Origin of the sequence: Labrenzia sp. VG12 (assembly GCF_002237595.1) — a bacterium.
GTDB lineage: Bacteria > Pseudomonadota > Alphaproteobacteria > Rhizobiales > Stappiaceae > Roseibium.
In genome coordinates this window covers 1369603-1384638 of sequence record NZ_CP022529.1, presented here as the reverse complement: position 1 = coordinate 1384638, position 15036 = coordinate 1369603, and the positions used below count along the sequence as shown (strand labels likewise).

Genomic DNA, 15036 nt, shown 5'->3' with positions numbered 1-15036 from the left:
GCGTTTCCAGCGGCGATCCTCGTCCAAGCATCCGGTGCGGCTGCCGAACAAAGGTTCGTCACGATCGGAACAGGTGGCGTCACTGGCGTCTATTATCCGTCCGGGGGGCAACCTGCAAAATCGTGAATCGCAGTCGCTCCGAACACGGGGTGCGCTGTTCGGTCGAAACCACCTTTGGTTCCATTGCAAATATCGAGAAGCTTCGGCGCGGCGAGATCGATTTTGGCTATGTGCAGTCCGACTGGCAACACCATGCCTATCACGGAACGTCGGTTTTCGAGGAGAGCGGTGCATTTGGCGACCTGCGGGCGATTTTCTCGCTCCATTCGGAAGTTGCAACAATCGTGGTGCGTCGGGAAAGCAGCTATAAAACGGTCAATGACCTGAAAGGGGCCCGCGTCAATATCGGTGCAGCCGGGTCTGGCTCGGCAGCGTCATGGAAAACACTTGTTGGTTATCTTGATTGGAGCAAAAGCGATCGCGCGCATTTCTCCGAACTCGGCACGTCTGAACTTGCCGAGGCCCTGTGTGACGGCGAGATTGATGCCTACTTCGCCCTTATAGGCCATCCGGCGGGATTGATCGAAGAGACGCAGCAGAAGTGCGATGCACGGGTCTTTGGCGTCGACGAAGCGGCGGTCAGCGGCCTTCTGCAGGACGCTCCCTACTATATGCCGGCCGCTATTCCGGCCGGGCTCTACGGGCTCAAGGCACCCGTCCGGTCCTATGGTGCAGTGGCCACATTCGTGACGTCGGCAAGGATGCCGGATGACATTGTTGCGACGATGCTGACAGCGCTGGTCGACAATTTCGAGAGTTTTCAGAAACTGCACCCTGCGTTGAATGGCCTGAAGCTGGAGAATATGGCAAGTGCCGACATGGCGGCGCCCCTTCATCCCGGGGCACAACGCTTCTTCCGGGAGCGCGGCATTTTGACCGAAGACAAGGCGGCCGGCGGGAAGTAAGCCCATCTATGGCCAAGCTCTCCAAAAGGTGAGCGGCTTTTGTCTTTGTCACCTGGCTGGTTGGGACTAAACAGGTAGCCCGAAAACCGGTCATGGCCGGAAGCGAAACCAGAGACCGGAAAACATGATCCAGGATATCACGACGATTGCAATTGCGGTTTCGGCCGGAGTTGCCTCCTTCTTGTCGCCATGCGTATTGCCGCTTGTTCCGCCGTATCTGGGTTACATGGCCGGCGTCTCCCTGGAAGAAGTCGCCGGCGAATCCGAGGACAGCAAAGCGGCGGCGAGACGTGTTTTTCTGACCTCCCTGGTGTTCGTGCTGGGCTTTTCGACCGTGTTTGTGCTCATGGGTGCCACGGCCAGTCTGCTCGGGCAATTCATTCGCCAGTATCTCGACTATCTCGGCTATATCGCAGGCGCGGTCATCATCGTCATGGGACTGCATTTCCTGGGTGTGTTCAGGATCGGCTTCCTCTACCGGGAAGCCCGTTTTCACGTTGCCAACAAGCCGGCGGGGCCGCTCGGCGCCTATGTCATGGGACTTGCGTTCGGGTTTGGCTGGACACCCTGCATCGGCCCGGTCCTGGCAGGCATCTTCGCTGTTGCCGCTTCGAAAGATACGGTCGGGCAAGGGGCGTTGCTGCTGAGTGCCTATGCCCTCGGGCTCGGCATCCCGTTCCTGATTGCGTCTCTCTTTGCCGGGCCGTTCCTGAATTTCATGAAGCGTTTCCGCAAACATATGGGCGCGGTTGAAAAGACCATGGGAGGGATCCTGGTGTTGACAGGGATCATGTTCCTGACCGGTCAGATGGCGGTTCTGTCCTACTGGCTCCTGGAGACCTTCCCGGCGTTTCAATACATAGGATGATTGCCGACGTTCAGTCGGGAATTTCTGCCGCCTGACCTGGCTTTAGAATGCCGTGTCGCGAAATTCGGCAGCGGTGACCAGAGGGTCGCCTGCGTATAGCGTCGGGTGGCAGAGTTCGGTCACATCCAGCAGGTGCAGGCAGGCAACCGCAGCATCCGCCGCATTGGCAAAGGGACCAACCATGAGGGCGATGCCGCCTTCTTCGGTTTGCCGCTGCATCAAGAGCGGGCGCAGATCCCGCATGCGTTCTTCGTTCTGGGTCTTGAAATCTGCCCAGGCCTTGGCCGCTCCTGCCGAAGTTCGATAGTGGCCGATAATTGCGCCAAAATCGCTGCGTTTGAGCTGGCTGTCGCCACCGCCGCGCAACCGTCCGGCCGGGCTGGACGGGGTGATGATCTTCGGGCGCAGGGTCGTTTGCGTCGGAGTGGCATCGAAAACCTCCACCTCGACCTGGGTGTTTGCCTTCGGTATGGAGCCCGTGACGACCGGTTCATCCGTTGCTTCCGGCAATCTGACCTGAGGCACAACTCGCGGAGAGAGTTCAACGATGCGTACCGGCTCCTCCGGATCGATTGAACCGGGTGTTTCGGACCCGGACGCCGACTCGTTGCGATAGATGCTGATCAGCCGCGGCGGCGACTTGGTGTCTGCGGTTTCGCTCAATGTCAGTCGGGGTTGGAGACCGGCTGGGTTTTCCGCCTGGGCCGGACCCTCAGCCAGTTCGGTCCCGTCAAATTCGGGAGCTGCAGCGTTATCAGGCTTCGTCTCGATGGGAGCCTTGGTAATCACAACGCCAGGTCCCGGTTCGGCGGACGTGTCATTGGGAACGACCGGCCCTGACTGCCCGGAGAGTTTCGCCACCGCCACCTGTTTCTCCAGGGCTGCGATCCGACGGGAATAGGTGACGTTTTGCTCTGACAAGGCGCTGAGCCTTCGCCGCAAGCCGACAATTTCGCGCTGGAGAACGTCCATCTGGGCCAGACTGAGGTCGGACCTCACAGGAGGCGTGCCCCGTTCCGGCAACTGCATCACTTCCAGGGTCGGCCGTTGCCCAGGTCCCGGAGTGGTGGGAATGGAAGCGGTCGTTTCAACATCGCCAGCCGGTGGCAGTCTGAGCCCCGCTGTTTCCACTGAAGATGGAAAACCCGTCGGCACATAGCTGAACTGGTAGGACGCGAGCCCGACCGTACCCATGGTGACTGCAGCAAACGCCCAGGAAAGGAGTCCGATGCGCGGGGCCGTAAAGGTCTCGCGAACAACTTCCCGTATGGGCTTTTGAGGCGGCCGCCTGGTCAAAACTATCTGTTCCCGTGCCAGATTTCGAATCTTTGAGACAATAGCCTATCAGGGCGTCATTATGGTTAACGAAACGCAAACCCTTGCGCAGAGTCAGTCAGATCTTTCAATGTTCTGTGGATCGGGGCATATAGGGGCGAATTTGCGTCGCTGACGCTCGGATAATTGACAATGGATCTTTGATGACGACCCGCTCTTGCCTTTCGATCGTTCTGGCCGCAGGGCTTGGAACACGCATGAAGTCCAACCTCCCAAAGGTGATGCATGAAGTTGGCGGATTGCCGCTGGTAGGTCACGTCATCAAGGCACTTTCGGCAGCTGGCTCGGAGCGGATCTCGGTTGTGACTGGTCCCGACATGCCGGCGCTGGAACAGCTGGTCTTCAAGATGGCGCCGATGGCTCGGTGCTATGTGCAGACAGAACGACTTGGCACCGCACACGCCGTGCTGGCGGCGAAGCCGGCGCTGGAGTTTGAGGCTGACGATGTCCTCGTGCTGTTTGGTGATACGCCTCTGGTGAGCGCGGGAACCGTGAGCCGTGTCCGTAAGGCCCTCGAAAACGGTGCGGATCTTGCCGTGCTGGGGTTCGAAACGCGCCGCCCGCACGGGTATGGTCGCCTGCTGATCGAAAATGGGCGACTGAAGGCGATTCGAGAGGAAAAGGACGCCAGCGACGAAGAGCGCAGGATTACCTACTGCAATTCCGGCATCATGGGATTTTCAGGAAAGCACGCACTTGGCCTTTTGGAGGCCATCGGCAACGACAATGCCAAGGGCGAGTATTATCTGACCGACGCCGTCGAGATTGCCAACCGGAACGGCCTGAAGGTCGTCGCGGTGAAGGGAACGGAAATCGAAACCCAAGGCATCAATACGCGGGCACAACTGGCGTCTTGCGAAGCAGACTTTCAGGCGCTGCAACGGCGTGGTGCCCTTGAAAACGGCTGTACCTTGCTCGCCCCGTCCACCGTCTACTTTTCGCACGATACCGATTTGTCGGTCGATGTGACCGTAGAACAGAACGTGGTCTTCGGCCCGGGCGTACAGGTCGCAAAGGGGGCGCGCATTCGGGCGTTCAGTCATCTGGAGGGCGCGCAGGTCGGCGAGGGCAGCGTGGTTGGACCTTATGCACGCCTGCGGCCCGGCACTGTTCTGGGAACCGATACGAAAGTCGGGAATTTCGTTGAAGTCAAAAACGCCACATTTGGCGCCGGGGCCAAGGCCAATCATCTCAGTTACATCGGGGATGCGAGCGTCGGCTCCAAATCGAATATCGGCGCCGGAACGATCACCTGCAATTACGACGGTTATCTGAAACATCGCACGGAAATTGGCGCCGGCAGTTTTGTCGGCTCAAATTCTACGCTGGTGGCACCCGTAAAGCTCGGCAATGCGTCTTTTGTTGCGGCTGGCAGCGTCATCACCGAGGACGTGCTTAAGGACTCCATGGCGTTCGGTAGAGCCAGGCAGACCGTCAAGGAAGGCAAGGCGAAACAGTTGCGCGCGCGCCTGCAGTCCGCAAAGGACGCAAAGTCCTGAGGGATTCTGCCCTTGTCATTTTCTGAAACAGGGTTTGATTTCAGCTTGGGCGCCGCAGTCGTCTAAAGCAATGCGGTCCTGTTTCGGGCGCTGTTAATTCAAAGGAATTTTGCATGTGTGGCATCGTAGGTGTTTTGGGCCAGGCAGACGTTGCGCCCAGAATTGTGGATTCGCTGAAGCGCCTTGAATATCGGGGGTATGATTCCGCGGGTGTTGCCACTCTTGTGGACAGCAAGATCGTGCGCCGCAGGGCTGAGGGCAAATTGCGCAATCTGGAAGCGGCGCTTGAAGCATCCCCCCTGGCGGGAACAAGCGGCATCGGCCACACAAGATGGGCGACGCACGGCGCCCCGACCATTTCGAATGCGCACCCGCATCTGGCTGGCTCCGTTGCCGTTGTCCATAACGGCATCATCGAGAACTATCTTGAGCTTCGCGAAGAGATCGTTGCTGCCGGTGCCGTTCTCGACACCGAGACAGACACGGAAGTTGTCGCTCATCTGATCAACCTGGCGATCGCCAAGGGCAAGTCCGCTCAGGACGCCGTTGCAGAAGTGCTGCCGCGCCTCAAGGGGGCATTCGCCCTTGCGATCCTGTTCGGCGGCGAGAACGATTTGCTGATCGGCGCACGCAAGGGCTCTCCGCTGGCGATCGGTCACGGCGACGGGGAAATGTTCTTTGGATCCGATGCGATTGCACTGTCGCCCTTTACCGACCGGATCACCTATCTGGAAGAGGGCGATTGGGCCGTGTTGACGAGGTCCGGCGTCAGCATCTTTGACCGTGACAACCAGCCCGTGTCGCGCCCTGAAGCCAGATCCTCGGTGATCTCGAGCCTGATGGACAAGGGCAACTACAAGCATTTCATGGCCAAGGAAATCCATGAACAGCCTGAAGTTCTCGGTCACACGCTGTCGCGCTATTTCGACTACACAACGAACCAGGCCAGTGTGGCGGGTGCGGAAGCACTGCGGTTCCGGGATTTGAATCGGCTGCTTGTAACGGCCTGTGGCACGGCCTATCTGGCGGGCCTGGTCGCCAAGTACTGGTTTGAAAAGTATGCCCGTCTTCCGGTGGAAATCGACATTGCAAGCGAATTCCGTTACCGCGAAACGCCCGTCAGTGCTCATGACGCCGCGCTATTCATTTCGCAATCGGGCGAAACGGCCGACACGCTCGCCTCGCTCCGCTATTGCAAGGAGCACGGCGCCACCATCGGCGCCATTGTTAACGTGCCGGAGAGCACGATCGCTCGTGAGGCCGATCGGGTGTTTCCGACCATAGCCGGACCGGAAATCGGTGTTGCCTCCACCAAGGCATTTACCTGTCAGCTGGCCGTTCTGGCAGCTCTCGCGCTGCAGGCCGGCCGCGAACGCGGTTTCCTTGGCCTTGAACAGGAAAAGGAGCTGGTGGCCGAACTGACCGAAGTGCCCAGCCTGGCGCTGAAGGCGCTGGCATCGGAAGCCGACATCGAAAAGCTGTCGCAACCGCTTTCAAAAGCCAGCAACGCGCTTTACCTCGGCCGGGCGACGAACTTTCCGCTTGCGCTGGAAGGTGCCCTGAAGCTGAAGGAACTGTCCTACATTCATGCGGAAGGCTATGCCGCAGGTGAGCTCAAGCATGGTCCGATCGCATTGATTGACGAGAACATGCCGGTCTTTGTCATCGCGCCCTATGATGCCATTTACGAAAAGACCGTTTCCAACATGCAGGAAGTGGCAGCGCGCGGAGGACGCATCGTGTTGCTCACGGATGAGCGCGGTGCGTCCGAGTGCGGGAATGCAGCCGAAAATACCGTGATCCTGCCAAACATGTCCGATATTGTTGCGCCGATCATCTACGCACTGCCAGTTCAGCTGATCGCCTATCATACGGCGGTGTTCATGGGGACAGATGTCGACCAGCCCCGCAATCTCGCCAAATCGGTGACGGTCGAATAGGATGGCACACTCAGACGCGCTGAACATCGTCCCGTTTGAGGAGAGGTTTCGCAGCCAGGTGATTGCACTCTGGCAGTCCTGCGGCTTGACGCGGCCGTGGAACGATCCGGACAAGGATATCGACCGGAAGCTGACGGACGAGAACGGTGCGTTTTTTCTGCTGCTGGGAGCGGACGAGGCGGTCATCGGGTCCGTCATGGTCAGTCATGACGGGCACCGCGGGTCCATCTACTATCTCAGCATTGATCCGGCTCATCAGGCGGAAGGTTACGGCAAACAGCTCATGGCCTATTGCGAAGCCTATCTGACGGATCTTGGCTGTCCGAAGATCAATCTGTTCGTAAGGCGGGGAAACGAAGCTGTCGTCTCGTTTTACGAAAAGCTTGGCTACACCGAGGAGACCGCCGTTCCCATGGGTAAACGCCTGATACCCGATATCTGAGCGTGTTGGCGCTTATTCAGGGTTGATCAGAGCATTCGTCCATCGCCTGGTTTGCAGGGCGCTTGGGTGGACGGCTCGGCCGGCTGGCCACGAACAGAGCGCAACCTGCGATGAAAACTCCGACAAGAACGCCCAGCCACATGGCAGGTTGGCTTGTATAGAGAAACACGCCAAAGCCGAATGCCATGCCGGCAAGCGCGATGGTCTTGGACTTCCTGCCAATCGCGCCGTGTTCCCGCCAGGCAATGACCGGGGGGCCGAAAACGGGATGGTTCAGGATCCGTGCCTCAAGGGCTGGCGAGGAGCGGGCAAAGCAGCCAGCCGCGAGAATGAAAAAGATCGTGCTTGGCAATAGCGGCAGGAATGCCCCCACAAGGCCAAGCCCGACACAGCCTGTTCCCAGAATTTTGAACGTGGTTCGACGCAATATTGCCTCCGGAATCGGCAAATTAGGGGTTGATCGCCAAAAAATTAATCGAGCGTAGGATACCGCGCTGCGATAAAGATGCTTATCTAGAGCGGGAACGTTTAAAAGACGAGCGCCAATAGGGACTTCAAGCAGGTGTCGCCCATGAGCCGGCATAAACATAAAACAGATGATACGCACAAGATAGCTCCTCACCGGCCAGGTGCGGCAACTCGTCTGCGCAACTACTTCCTGACAGGTCTGGTGATCACCGGCCCGATCGGGATCACGCTTTGGCTGACCTGGACCTTCATCAAATGGGTGGATGGCTGGGTAAAACCGTTCGTACCGAAGGTCTACAATCCGGAGACCTATCTGCCGTTCTCCGTGCCGGGGTTCGGCCTGATCGTTGCCATTCTCGTTCTCACGGTCGTTGGTTTTCTGGCGGCGAATTTCCTTGGCCGAAGCCTGATCACATTTGGCGAAAATCTGGTTGGCCGGATGCCGCTTGTTCGTAATATTTACAGTGGCTTGAAGCAGATTTTTGAGACAGTGCTTGATGAACGTGGCAACAGTTTCACCAAGGCGGCATTGATCGAATATCCACGCAAGGGCCTTTGGGCGATCGTGTTCATTTCCACGGAGACGAAAGGCGAAGTCGCTCGACGGCTCCGGGACAGCGCCGAAACCGTGTCCGTGTTCCTGCCGACGACCCCGAACCCGACCTCCGGGTTCCTGCTGTTCGTGCCGAAAGAAGACGTGGTCGAACTCAACATGGGGGTCGAGGACGCCGCAAAGCTGGTCATTTCGGCCGGTCTTGTCAGTCCGGATCTGCCGGAGATCCTGGAAGACGTCATTGCCGAACCTGAAAAACTCGACAAGATCCGCAAGCGCGAGGACGCCTGAGGCGTTTCCGGGGATGATTGCAAGCTGAAGGTTGCGAACAAATCCAGGAACGGTCCGAACGCAGCCTGCTTAGCTCGCGCTATCGTCGAAGCTGTAAGGATCGCCGCGCTTTTCCAGGTTTTCGATATAGGTTTCTACGGAATATGCCGTTCCGAGCGTGATCAGTTTTCCCGAAGTTCGTTCGACGAGGAGCGGCGCGTTGCCGGCAAGCATATCACTGAAATGGCCAGACTTGAGATAGTCGACACTCTGATAAGCGAAGACCCAACCGTAACTGCCTTCCGCAATGGGGGCCTGATAGAGGGAAATTTCAATCCAGTTGATGTCCAGTCGCTCTGCTTGCAGCCTGTGCTCAAGGTTCCAACGGTCAATCTGCTGCTGTGCAATTGACCGGGCTTCATCCGTCGAAATCAAGACCATCTCCTGACCATCCGGTTGACTGACCCATCCTTTCGCATGGCAGGGTGATCATCCCGCCCTTAGCAGCCGGATCGCCGCATCCCGGCCGAACAGATAGAGAAGGCTGCGGAGGGCCTGACCGCGATCCGTCTCAAGATCCGGATCTTTCTCCAGAATCAGTCGGGCGTCGTCCCGGGCGACTTCCATCAGATCGGCATGCTCATCGGCCCGGGCAATCCGGAACCCGGGCGTGCCGGACTGGCGCGTGCCTAGGATTTCGCCGCCGCCGCGCAGCTTCAGGTCTTCTTCGGCGATCAGGAAGCCGTCATTGGTCTCGCGCATGATGTTGAGGCGGGCGCCGGCCGTCTCGCCGAGCGGCCCCTTGTAAAGCAGCACACAGGAAGACGGCTTGTCGCCGCGCCCGACCCGTCCGCGCAGCTGGTGCAGCTGGGCGAGGCCGAAGCGCTCGGCATGTTCGATGACGATGATGGTGGCATCGGGAACATCAACTCCGACTTCAATCACGGTGGTCGCCACCAGAACGCGGGTGACGCCGGACTTGAAATCCGCCATGGCGGCGTCTTTTTCGTCAGCATTCATGCGCCCGTGGACCAGAGACACCTTTTGCCGGAGCGCGTGTTCCAGCACTCGATGACGGTCTTCGACGGCTGCCAGGTCGATCTTTTCCGATTCCTCCACCAGAGGGCAGACCCAGTAGACTTTCTGCCCGTCTGCAATCGCTGCACCGACCCGGGAAATGATCTCGTCCAGCCGGTCGAGTGAGACGGACACCGTCGTGATCGGTTTGCGGCCTGCCGGCTTGTCAGTGAGGCGCGAGACATCCATATCGCCGAAGCCGGTGAGGACCAGCGTGCGCGGGATCGGGGTGGCGGTCATCACCAGCACATCGACGCCCTGGCCCTTGGACGAGAGCGCCAGTCGCTGGTGAACTCCGAAGCGATGCTGTTCGTCGACAACGACCATGCCAAGATTCCTGAAAGTGACGCTGCCCTGGAAGAGGGCATGAGTGCCGACTACCAGGTCGATTTCCCCGGCATCCAGTTGCTCCTGCCGGATGCGGCGTTCCTTCTGGCTGTCCTTGCCGGTCATCAGGGCAAGGTGAATGCCGGCCTTGTCGCAAAGCGGCTTCATGGACGCGTAGTGCTGGCGAGCCAGGATTTCCGTCGGCGCCATCAGTCCGCCCTGGGCGCCGGTCTCGATGACCTGGGCGAGCGCAGCGAGTGCAACCACCGTCTTGCCGGCGCCGACGTCGCCCTGCAACAGGCGCAGCATGCGCACCGGTTTGGCCAGGTCCTCGTTGATTTCCTCAATCGCTTTAGACTGACTGCCGGTCAGCTGGAAGGGCAATGCACCGATCACTGCCCGCTGCAGATCGCCTTTCGGCTGTCGAGCCACGCCACCAAGGGTTCTCATATGCGCGCGGACCATGGCGAGCGCCAGCTGGCTGGCCAGAAGTTCGTCATAGGCCAGGCGCTGCATGAAGGGCGAGGCCGGATCGATGTCCTGCTGTTCCTTCGGCGCGTGCAGCGTCGTCAGGGCCTCGGCGAAATCCGGCCAGCTGTTCTGGCGCAGATAGGCATCATCCAGCCATTCGGGCAGGTTCGGCAGCCGCTCGACCGCAGCCCGGACAGCCTTTTGCAGGGTCTTGGCGGCAAGACCACCGGTCAGAGGGTAGACCGGTTCGATCGCGGGCATCTCGGCCGCTTCTTCCGGTTTCAGGGAATAGTCCGGATGGACCATCTGCGGCCGGTCGTTGAACCATTCCACCTTGCCGGAAACGATCCGTCTTTCGCCTTCCGGAAAGGTCTTTTCCAGCCAGTCCCGGCGCGGATGAAAAAAGACGAAGCTGATCTGCCCGGTGTCGTCATGGGCGCTGATCTTGTAGGGCGCCTTGGAATGTCGGGGCGGGGCCTGATGGCGGCCTATGATGACATCCAGGGTAACGATGTCGCCATTTTCCGAATAGGCAATCCCCGGCCGATGGCGCCGGTCGATCAGGCTGTGCGGGATATGAAACAACAGGTCGGCGACCGTTGCATCGCGTTCCGGCTGCGCACCGACCAGCCCGGAAACCAGCTTCGCAATTTTGGGCCCGATGCCGGGCAAGGTCGAGACTGGCGCGAACAGGGGATCGAGAACCGGGGGACGCATTCTTGGCAGGTCTACCTATCGGGATCAGCGGGTGGTCAAGTGACAAGTGCATCTGTTCTGCCACGAAGCCGGAGCCCAGTGCAAACAAATAGAACAATCTGTGAACTAAGGCGCTGACAAGCCGTCTGACTGCCGCTATATATCCGCTACGAAATCATGAAATCCGGTGCGGTGAGGGTCCTTCAAAGCGGGTCTCGCCCGCGCCTGCAATTGCAAATAGGCCCTCCATGTCCGACAAGCCCGGTTCCCAAGACAGTGCCCCTGAGGGTGAACGTGACACGCGACGCAAGAAGATCCTGTTCCGCTGCTGGCACCGTGGCATGAAGGAAATGGATCTGCTGCTCGGCGGTTTCGCCGACGCCGAAATCGACGGGCTGGGCGAAGAAGAGCTGCAGGAACTGGAACATCTTTTGACGGCGCATGACCAGGATCTCTACGCCTGGATGACCGGGCGCAAGCCATTGCCGCAGGAATGGGACGGACCGCTCTACCGCCGCATCATTGCCTATCACGAAGCTGCCGGGCCAGCCGGGTTCACACGATAATATTCAAGGACTGAAGCTGTGTTTGACAGGCTGCTGAAAGACCGCGCCAACGTCACGCTTGCCGGCGTGCCGGACGGGGCTGAAAGCTTTGCGCTGGCGCGTTTGCTGCGCGAGAGCAACGAGGATGGCCTGTCGCTTGTGTTTATCGCCCGTGACGCGACCCGCATGGCGATGATCACGGAAGCGCTCGGTTTTTTCGATCCAACCGTTGATGTGCTTCAGCTTCCGGCCTGGGACTGTCTGCCCTATGACCGGGTGTCTCCCAATACGGCCATCAGTGCGCGGCGGCTGCTGGCGCTCGGGCAGCTTGCGCGCGGGATCAAACCCGGCCGCAAGACCGTGTTGCTGACAACCCTGAACGCCGTCCTTCAGCGCATGCCTGAACGGTCCTTCATGGCTGACCAGACGTTTTCCATGGCGCCGGGCAACCAAGTGGACATGGAAGCGATATCCGGCTGGATGGAGCGCAACGGGTTTTCTCGAACCCCGACCGTGCGCGAGACCGGTGAATATGCTGTGCGCGGCGGCATCGTCGACCTGTTTGCGCCCGGATCGGAGGAACCGGTCCGGCTCGATTTCTTTGGTGACACGCTGGAATCGATCCGCTCGTTCAATGCCGAGACGCAGCGCACGTCAAAGCAGCTCAAGCGCCTCGACCTGGTACCGATGAGCGAAGTGGTCTTGTCGGAGGAGGCCATTTCGCGCTTCCGCCGCTCCTACCTGGCCAGTTTTGGTGCCGCCAGCCGCGAAGACGTGCTTTATCAGTCGATCAGCGACGGTCGCCGCTATGCGGGGATGGAACACTGGCTGCCCCTGTTTCACGAACGGCTTGAAACACTTTTCGACTATATCGGCGAGACACCGGTGGTGCTGGATGCGAGCGCCGCGGACGCGGTGCGTGAACGTTCCGAGCAGGTTCAGGAGTATTACCAGGCCCGTCAGGAAGCGCGCGAAATGGGCACGGGCGCCGGAAACGTCCCTTACATGCCGGTCGAGCCGGCAAGCCTCTATCTCTCCGAAGGCGAATGGACGGCGGCTGTCGCGGACCGGGCAACTGCTGCGCTCGACTCGTTTACGCCGCCACCGGGCAGCGGCAAGACCGTCATTGAACTGGAAGGCCGGCAGGGGCGCAGCTTTGCCGCTGAGCGGGCCGCTGGTGATGTCAATATCTTCGATGCCCTGACGACCCATGTCCGGGAGTTGCAGAAGAACGGCAAGCGCACGGTAATCGCCTGCTGGTCGGAAGGCTCCCGCGACCGGCTTGGGCAGATCCTGGGTGATCATGGCCTTGGCGCGGTACAGGAAGTCGAAACCCTTGCCCAGATCGCAGATCTGCCTGCCAAAACCACGGCCCTGTGCATTCTCGGCATCGAACACGGGTTCGAACTGAAGGACATCGCCTTTATCGGCGAGCAGGACATCCTGGGGGACCGGCTGGTGCGCAAGTCGCGCCGCAAGGCCAAGGGCGCCAATGTCATCACCGAGGCGACCGGCCTGTCGGAAGGCGATCTGGTTGTCCATGTCGAACACGGTATCGGCCGGTTCATCGGCCTGAAGACCATCGAGGCAGTCGGCGCCCCGCATGATTGTCTGGAGTTGCAATATGCGGGCGGTGACAAGCTCTACCTGCCGGTCGAGAATATCGAGCTTTTGTCGCGCTATGGTTCGGAAGACCAGGAAGCCCAGCTCGACAAGCTGGGCGGCGGCGCCTGGCAGGCGCGCAAGGCCAAACTCAAGAAACGCATCCTTGAGATTGCCGACGGCTTGATCAAGACGGCGGCGGAACGGGCGCTCAAGACGGCGCCAGTGGTGGAGACCCCGGAAGGGGTCTACGATGAATTCGCGACCCGTTTTCCGTACGAGGAAACCGAGGACCAGCTCACCGCCATCGATGCGGTCTTCGACGATCTGGCTGCCGGCCGCCCGATGGACCGGCTGGTCTGCGGCGATGTCGGCTTCGGCAAGACGGAAGTGGCGCTTCGAGCGGCGTTCATTGCCGCGATGTCCGGCCGCCAGGTTGCCGTGGTGGTGCCGACGACCCTGCTGGCACGCCAGCATTTCCGGACCTTCTCCGAGCGATTCCATGGCCTGCCGATCAATGTGGCCCATGCTTCCCGGCTGGTGCCGGCCCGGCAACTGACCCAGACCAAGAAGGGCATTGCCGATGGTTCGGTCGACATTGTTGTCGGCACGCATGCGCTGCTCGGCAAATCCATCGAGTTCCGGGATCTCGGCCTGCTGATCATCGACGAAGAGCAGCATTTCGGTGTCAAGCACAAGGAACGGCTGAAGGAACTGAAGTCGGACGTCCATGTGCTGACCCTGTCGGCGACCCCGATCCCGCGGACCTTGCAGCTCGCCCTGACGGGTGTCCGCGAGCTGTCGCTGATCGCGACACCGCCGGTGGACCGTCTGGCTGTGCGCACGTTTGTCTCTCCGTTTGATCCGCTGGTGGTGCGCGAAGCCTTGCTGCGCGAACATTATCGCGGTGGGCAGAGTTTTTATGTCTGTCCGCGTCTCTCCGATCTCGCCGAGCGGCGGGAATTCCTGGAAGAACAGGTACCGGAGCTGAAGGTGGCGGTTGCCCACGGCCAGATGCCGCCAGGCGAGCTGGAAGACGTGATGAACGCCTTTTATGAAGGCAAGTACAACGTTCTCCTGTCGACCACGATTGTCGAATCGGGGCTCGATATTCCGACAGCCAACACGCTGATCGTGCACCGGGCCGACATGTTCGGCCTGGCGCAGCTCTACCAGCTGCGCGGCCGTGTCGGACGCTCCAAGACGCGGGCCTATGCGCTCTTCACGGTGCCGGCCAACAAAACCCTGACGGCAACAGCCGAACGGCGCCTGAAGGTGCTGCAGTCGCTGGAAACACTCGGGGCCGGTTTCCAGCTGGCCAGCCACGATCTCGACATTCGCGGGGCAGGGAACCTGCTTGGCGAAGAGCAGTCCGGCCATATCAAGGAAGTCGGTTTCGAACTCTACCAGCAGATGCTGGAAGAGGCCGTCGCCCAGTTGAAGGACGGTGGTGCGGATTTCGGCGACGAACAATGGTCACCGCAGATCAATATCGGCACGCCTGTTCTGATCCCGGAAGACTATGTCGGCGATCTGCAGCTGCGCCTGCAGCTCTACCGGCGCCTGGGCGATGTCACCGAAGCGGAAGAAATCGATGCTTTTGGCGCGGAACTGATCGACCGTTTCGGCCCGCTGCCGGACGAGGTCCAGCATCTTCTGAAGATCGTCTATATCAAGGGCCTCTGCCGCAAGGCCAATGTCGAAAAAGTCGATGCCGGACCAAAAGGCATTGTCATTGCCTTCCGCAACTCCGAATTCGCCAACCCGGCTGGTCTTGTCTCCTACATTGCCGAACAGGGCGTGCTCGCCAAGATCCGCCCGGACCAGAAGATCGTTCTAACGCGGGACTGGGAAAAAACGGATTCGCGGCTGAAGGGAACGGCAACGGTGCTGACCAAGCTGGCTCGGCTGGCGGCGGCTTAGGGGCAGGGGCTTTCAACGAATAAGCGAGTGCTGGGCAATTCAACTTGCTCAATTC

Annotated in this window: 12 protein-coding genes; 8 read left to right on the top strand and 4 right to left on the bottom strand. The window is 59.8% G+C overall.

All coding sequences use genetic code 11. The features are described from left to right. Positions 1 to 122 precede the first annotated feature (122 nt). Both CHH27_RS06320 and CHH27_RS06315 read left to right on the top strand, forming a co-directional pair. Positions 123 to 965, top strand: a complete 843-nt coding sequence (locus tag CHH27_RS06320) for a TAXI family TRAP transporter solute-binding subunit (protein WP_157738745.1) — start codon at positions 123 to 125, stop codon at positions 963 to 965. Positions 966 to 1089: 124 nt separating this feature from the next. Then, positions 1090 to 1833 (top strand): cytochrome c biogenesis CcdA family protein, encoded by a 744-nt coding sequence (locus CHH27_RS06315; RefSeq protein ID WP_094070838.1) that lies wholly within the window; start codon positions 1090 to 1092, stop codon positions 1831 to 1833. 42 nt (positions 1834 to 1875) lie between these two features. Here CHH27_RS06315 and CHH27_RS06310 read toward each other — a convergent pair whose 3' ends face one another. Beyond that, complete coding sequence (locus CHH27_RS06310) at positions 1876 to 3027, bottom strand: hypothetical protein (protein WP_094070837.1); 1152 nt, start codon at positions 3025 to 3027, stop codon at positions 1876 to 1878. Between the two features lie 284 nt (positions 3028 to 3311). Between CHH27_RS06310 and glmU the strand changes: the two genes are divergently transcribed. The 3 genes from glmU to CHH27_RS06295 all read left to right on the top strand — a co-directional run bounded on the left by glmU (position 3312) and on the right by CHH27_RS06295 (position 7049). Beyond that, complete coding sequence (gene glmU, locus CHH27_RS06305) at positions 3312 to 4667, top strand: bifunctional UDP-N-acetylglucosamine diphosphorylase/glucosamine-1-phosphate N-acetyltransferase GlmU (RefSeq protein WP_094070836.1); 1356 nt, start codon at positions 3312 to 3314, stop codon at positions 4665 to 4667. A 113-nt stretch (positions 4668 to 4780) separates the two neighbouring features. Further along, a complete protein-coding gene (gene glmS, locus CHH27_RS06300; RefSeq protein WP_094070835.1) occupies positions 4781 to 6607 on the top strand; it encodes a glutamine--fructose-6-phosphate transaminase (isomerizing) in 1827 nt (608 codons plus the stop codon). Position 6608: 1 nt separating this feature from the next. Beyond that, entirely contained in the window at positions 6609 to 7049 is a 441-nt protein-coding gene (locus CHH27_RS06295) for a GNAT family acetyltransferase (RefSeq protein ID WP_094070834.1), read from the top strand. A 16-nt stretch (positions 7050 to 7065) separates the two neighbouring features. On the opposite strand, the gene CHH27_RS06290 is transcribed toward CHH27_RS06295, so the two are convergent. Beyond that, positions 7066 to 7476: a YbaN family protein gene (locus tag CHH27_RS06290; protein WP_247646198.1), complete on the bottom strand. Its 411-nt coding sequence runs from the start codon at positions 7474 to 7476 to the stop codon at positions 7066 to 7068. Between the two features lie 144 nt (positions 7477 to 7620). Here CHH27_RS06290 and CHH27_RS06285 point away from each other — a divergent pair, with 144 nt between their 5' ends. After that, on the top strand, positions 7621 to 8361 hold the full coding sequence (locus CHH27_RS06285; protein ID WP_094070832.1) for a DUF502 domain-containing protein: 741 nt from the start codon (positions 7621 to 7623) through the stop codon (positions 8359 to 8361). Between the two features lie 69 nt (positions 8362 to 8430). Here the strand turns inward: CHH27_RS06285 and CHH27_RS06280 are convergent, their stop codons facing one another. Then, a complete protein-coding gene (locus CHH27_RS06280; RefSeq protein WP_157738743.1) occupies positions 8431 to 8775 on the bottom strand; it encodes a YrhB domain-containing protein in 345 nt (114 codons plus the stop codon). Between the two features lie 54 nt (positions 8776 to 8829). Beyond that, entirely contained in the window at positions 8830 to 10932 is a 2103-nt protein-coding gene (gene recG / locus CHH27_RS06275; RefSeq protein WP_094070830.1) for an ATP-dependent DNA helicase RecG, read from the bottom strand. A gap of 227 nt (positions 10933 to 11159) precedes the next feature. Between recG and CHH27_RS06270 the strand changes: the two genes are divergently transcribed. Further along, complete coding sequence (locus tag CHH27_RS06270; RefSeq protein ID WP_094070829.1) at positions 11160 to 11477, top strand: succinate dehydrogenase assembly factor 2; 318 nt, start codon at positions 11160 to 11162, stop codon at positions 11475 to 11477. Positions 11478 to 11495: 18 nt separating this feature from the next. After that, complete coding sequence (mfd, locus tag CHH27_RS06265; RefSeq protein WP_094070828.1) at positions 11496 to 14981, top strand: transcription-repair coupling factor; 3486 nt, start codon at positions 11496 to 11498, stop codon at positions 14979 to 14981. Positions 14982 to 15036: the final 55 nt, after the last annotated feature.